The organism is Frankia sp. CcWB2 (genome assembly GCF_977927585.1).
This window is the reverse complement of sequence record NZ_CDWRCM010000294.1, coordinates 1-3704: the sequence shown is the minus strand read 5'-3', so window position 1 is coordinate 3704 and position 3704 is coordinate 1. Positions and strand designations below refer to the sequence as shown.

Genomic DNA, 3704 nt, shown 5'->3' with positions numbered 1-3704 from the left:
AGGTGAATGTTTACCGAAAAATCCCATCGGAAAAGAACGAGATCGCCGCTGGTCGGCCTCGGCCCGGTCCCGGTCGCTCCGGTACGTCGCGACCGGGACCGGGCCCGCCGCTTTCGACTCTCCTCCACGGTTCGATGCATATCGCTCCGGTGGCCGTAACCCCGCCGATCACGCCGGTGACCGGATGATCCTCGGTCAACCCCTACCCGGGCCGGGATGCCCGGGCCAGGATGCACCGCCCTGGTGTTTCAGACTGGGACCAGGACCGGCGCCGGGCCGGACCCGCCAGGCGGAGACGATTCGATCAACGGCATCGTTCCACCGGCCGAGGGGCCGAGATGCCTGTTCAGGAAGCCTCGCCACGAGCCGGTTGGCTCTTGCGCAATGCCTCCCGGTCGCGCACTCTTATAGATGTTCGGTCGGGCTTCGTTGTCCGGGCGTTCGTCCCGTCACGGTCGTTACATGGCTGTAACGTGATGTGGATACGGCAGTGCGTCACTCGCCGCGAGGCGATCGGGTGACAAGGCACCTGCGGTCTCCCGTCACAGCCCGGTGGGTCGGCGTCTGGTCACCTCCACCCGACCGGGACGGGCCACGCGGGCGTCGAGCGCCCGCCCAACGCGGAGGAGGGCAGTCGCTGTGACCATATGTGGCAATACGGCTACCCGCGTGCGGCGCCATAACGCACCTGCCCGGGTCCTCGGTCATCCGGGGCGGGCGGAGCGCGGAGCCGCCATCCCCTCGCCCTCCTAGCGAGGCGGCGCAGCGCAGCGTCCGCCCGCTCTCCAGATCCATCTGCTCATCTCCGATCTCGGATCGACCTCACGTCGAAAGGATCGGCCGAGGCATCGTCGCCTCGTTCCCCGCCTTCCGGTCCGGTGTGCCGTCCGAGGTCACCCGCGAGTTGCAGTGCCCTGTTTCCCTGCCACTGGGAGGTGATTGCCGTGGCCACCGCCACGACCAACCTACTCAACACTCCGATTGAAGATCAGCGCGTCGAGCGTGTCCGCCGCGCGGCGCTGTCGGCCTACGTGGACGGAAAGATCTCCTTCGCGCAGGCGAACCTGCGGGTGCGCAAGGCCCTCCAGCGGTTCGGGGTCTGACGAGCCAGTCGGGTCGTCGAGATGCGGCTGGCGGCGTCTCGACGACCCGACCGGAGGAAACCTCGACCGGATGCGCGACGCGGGGAACGTGCAAGGCGGGCAAGCGGGAGACGGCCGGGCGCCCGGGCGATCGGGGGGTGAACCCGAGCGGCCGGCCACGACGACTATCTCACCGAAAGCACACGGCGCATCACTATAAGTTCTTCGACATGCCGCTACGGTAAACAACCGTGCCAGTACGAGCGATAGAAGCTGCTTCGTCCCGGGCCCTCGCCGACTGCCCCGGCTCCGCATCCGACGGCTCGACCACCTCCGGCCGGCCGTCCAGGGGGACGACGCCGTCCTCCAATCGGCGGTCGTCGGGGGTGGGCCGCAGCACGCTCTCAAGTTCGTCCACGGACCGGTCTGCCGCCATCCGATCGCGGCCGAGAGCGGCGATTCCGGCCGCGACCAGCACCATCGCGACGATGAACGCCACGCGGCGGACACCGTCGGGCGCCGGCTCGTTGAACAGCGTCAGGCCCAGGGTCACCGGCAGGAAGGCGGAGACCCCGCTGGTCACCGGGAAGGCGATGACGGCGGCGTGCCCCTGCAGGCCACGCTGCTGAAGACCGAGCGCCAGCACGGAGAACAGCACGAGGACGTAGGGCGTCGGGGTGGTGAGCAGGTCCACCAGCGTGGACTGCCCCTCCCGTCGTTCGTTCACCGCCAGGCCGATCTGGCGGGTCGCCAGCGTGGCGATGGCGTAGCTGACCCCGGCCGCGGCCCCGAATCCGAACGCGGCGCCCGCGACCATGTCCCGCACCACGGCCAGGTTGGCGAGGGACGCGCAGAGCAGCGCAAAGATCAGACCGAGGACGAGGAAGGCCAGCAGGACATCGGTGCTGGCCGAGCTGCCGACCTCCGCTCGGTGCGTGAAGGCGAAGGCGAGCAGGCCGATACCGCCGACCATCGCGACCACGCCCAGCCAGCCGGTCAGGCTGATGTTCTCGCCGAGCACCCGCTGCGCCAGCAGAGTAAAGACGATCATGTCGAGAGCCATCACCGGGGCGACCATCGCCACCGGGGCCACGGACAGGGCATACACCTCCAGCAGGAACGAGCCCGCCTCCACGGCAAGGCCGATCAGCCACAGGGGGCGCAGCACCAGGCGGGCCAGCAGCGCAAGCCCCAGCCCCGAGCTCTCCTCCTCCCGGCGGGCAGCACGGGCCTGGACGAGCGGCGCGATCCCGTAGAGAGCCGCCGAGACGACCGCGGTCGGCAGACCGATCACCAGGGCTCTGCTCATGTCCCGTCCAACATCATGGCCCTCAGGATCCGTCCCGAACCGTGGGTTTGCCTCACCAGTCCGCGCCGAAACCGATCTGCGCCAGAGCCGCCCCGAATGCCTGCTCCCACGCGTGCGGGCCGATCGCCACCCGGTCCGACGGTGGCTTGACCCGGTCAAGGCACGCGAGCGCGGATCTGGTCAACGACACCGGGTCGGTGTTCGTCACCTCGGCACGACCTCGCTCGAGTTCCTTCTGAAGGTTATCCCGGCCATGCCCCGGCACCACGTCGATGAGCAGCAGGTCCCGTCCGATCACCCGAGCCTCGCTGCAGGTGTCCCCGGACGACGTGACGACCAGGTCGCTCGCCGCCATCAGCGCCGGGACGCGATCGGTAAAGCCGAACGGGATGACCTTGTGCTGCCGTTCCGACAGAGCCGTCAACCGCGCGGCCAACCGCTGGTTGCGGCCGGCCACCGCAAGCACGTAGATGCCCGCCGCGGCCATGGCCGCGGCACCCTCCACCAACGGTCCCAGCCCCCAGGAGCCGGACATCAGCAGCACGCAGGGAGCGTCCGCGGGGATACCGAGCGCGGCCCGCGCCTCCTCCTGAGTCGGCGGGTCGTAGAAGGGTTCCCGGACCGGGGTCGGGACCACCGAGATCAGCGCGTTCGGCGAGAACCGCCGCACGTACCGGGCGGCGGTCTGCGAGGTGACCAGGTAGAGGTCGGTGTTGTCGTGTACCCACAGCCGGTGCACGCAGCAATCGGTGGAGAACACCGCCGTCACCAGGCCGGGGAACTCGGCCTTGACCCGGCTGGTCGCCGCGGCTCCGGTAGCGAAGATCGAGATCACGAGATCGGTCGGCTGAGCGGCCAGTTCCTCGCGCAATGCCGGGACGACGAACCGGCTCGACGTCCTCTCGATGGCCTGGGCGAGCCGGCCACCGGTTCTCATCTGGGAGAAGTGCACGGCGTCATACAGGCCCGGAACGGCGATCATGCCACGGAAGACCTTCTCCCCCCGGGAGCCGTTACGCCCACCGAGCATGCGCAGGCTGTCGGCGGTCCGGGTGGTGACGCGCCGGGTGAGCGACGCGCCGCACGCCTGCGCCATCACGTCGTGGCCCATCCCGAGCGAGCCCGACAGCAGCAGCGCGGAGCCCCGCCGCGTCGGCGTTCCGGCGGGCCGGGCGTCGACGCCGTGCGTGCGCGGATCGGCGGGGAGTGCGGCGGCGACCGGTCCCCCCGCTGCGGCCGGCCCCGGCAGGACAGGTTCCGTGACCCCCGGTTCGCCGACGGCTGGCGGGCCGCCGACTCCCACCTCAACATCA

Annotated in this window: 3 protein-coding genes; 1 reads left to right on the top strand and 2 read right to left on the bottom strand. The window is 69.9% G+C overall.

What is annotated here, in order from left to right; genetic code table 11:
- Nucleotides 1-944 precede the first annotated feature (944 nt).
- A complete protein-coding gene (locus ACY45C_RS20680; RefSeq protein ID WP_023840144.1) occupies nucleotides 945-1103 on the top strand; it encodes a hypothetical protein in 159 nt (52 codons plus the stop codon).
- 193 nt (nucleotides 1104-1296) lie between these two features.
- Here the strand turns inward: ACY45C_RS20680 and ACY45C_RS20675 are convergent, their stop codons facing one another.
- Both ACY45C_RS20675 and ACY45C_RS20670 read right to left on the bottom strand, forming a co-directional pair.
- Nucleotides 1297-2391, bottom strand: coding sequence for an EamA/RhaT family transporter (locus tag ACY45C_RS20675; RefSeq protein ID WP_462189216.1), 1095 nt, complete (start codon nucleotides 2389-2391; stop codon nucleotides 1297-1299).
- Nucleotides 2392-2443: 52 nt separating this feature from the next.
- Nucleotides 2444-3694 carry an MGDG synthase family glycosyltransferase gene (locus tag ACY45C_RS20670; protein WP_462189217.1) on the bottom strand — a complete coding sequence of 417 codons (1251 nt, stop codon included), beginning with the start codon at nucleotides 3692-3694 and terminating at the stop codon, nucleotides 2444-2446.
- Nucleotides 3695-3704: the final 10 nt, after the last annotated feature.

What these genes read in the sequence shown, in the direction of transcription:
- ACY45C_RS20675 (WP_462189216.1), bottom strand. Translation starts at nt 2,391, where the DNA reads ATGAGCAGAGCCCTGGTGATCGGTCTGCCGACCGCGGTCGTCTCGGCG.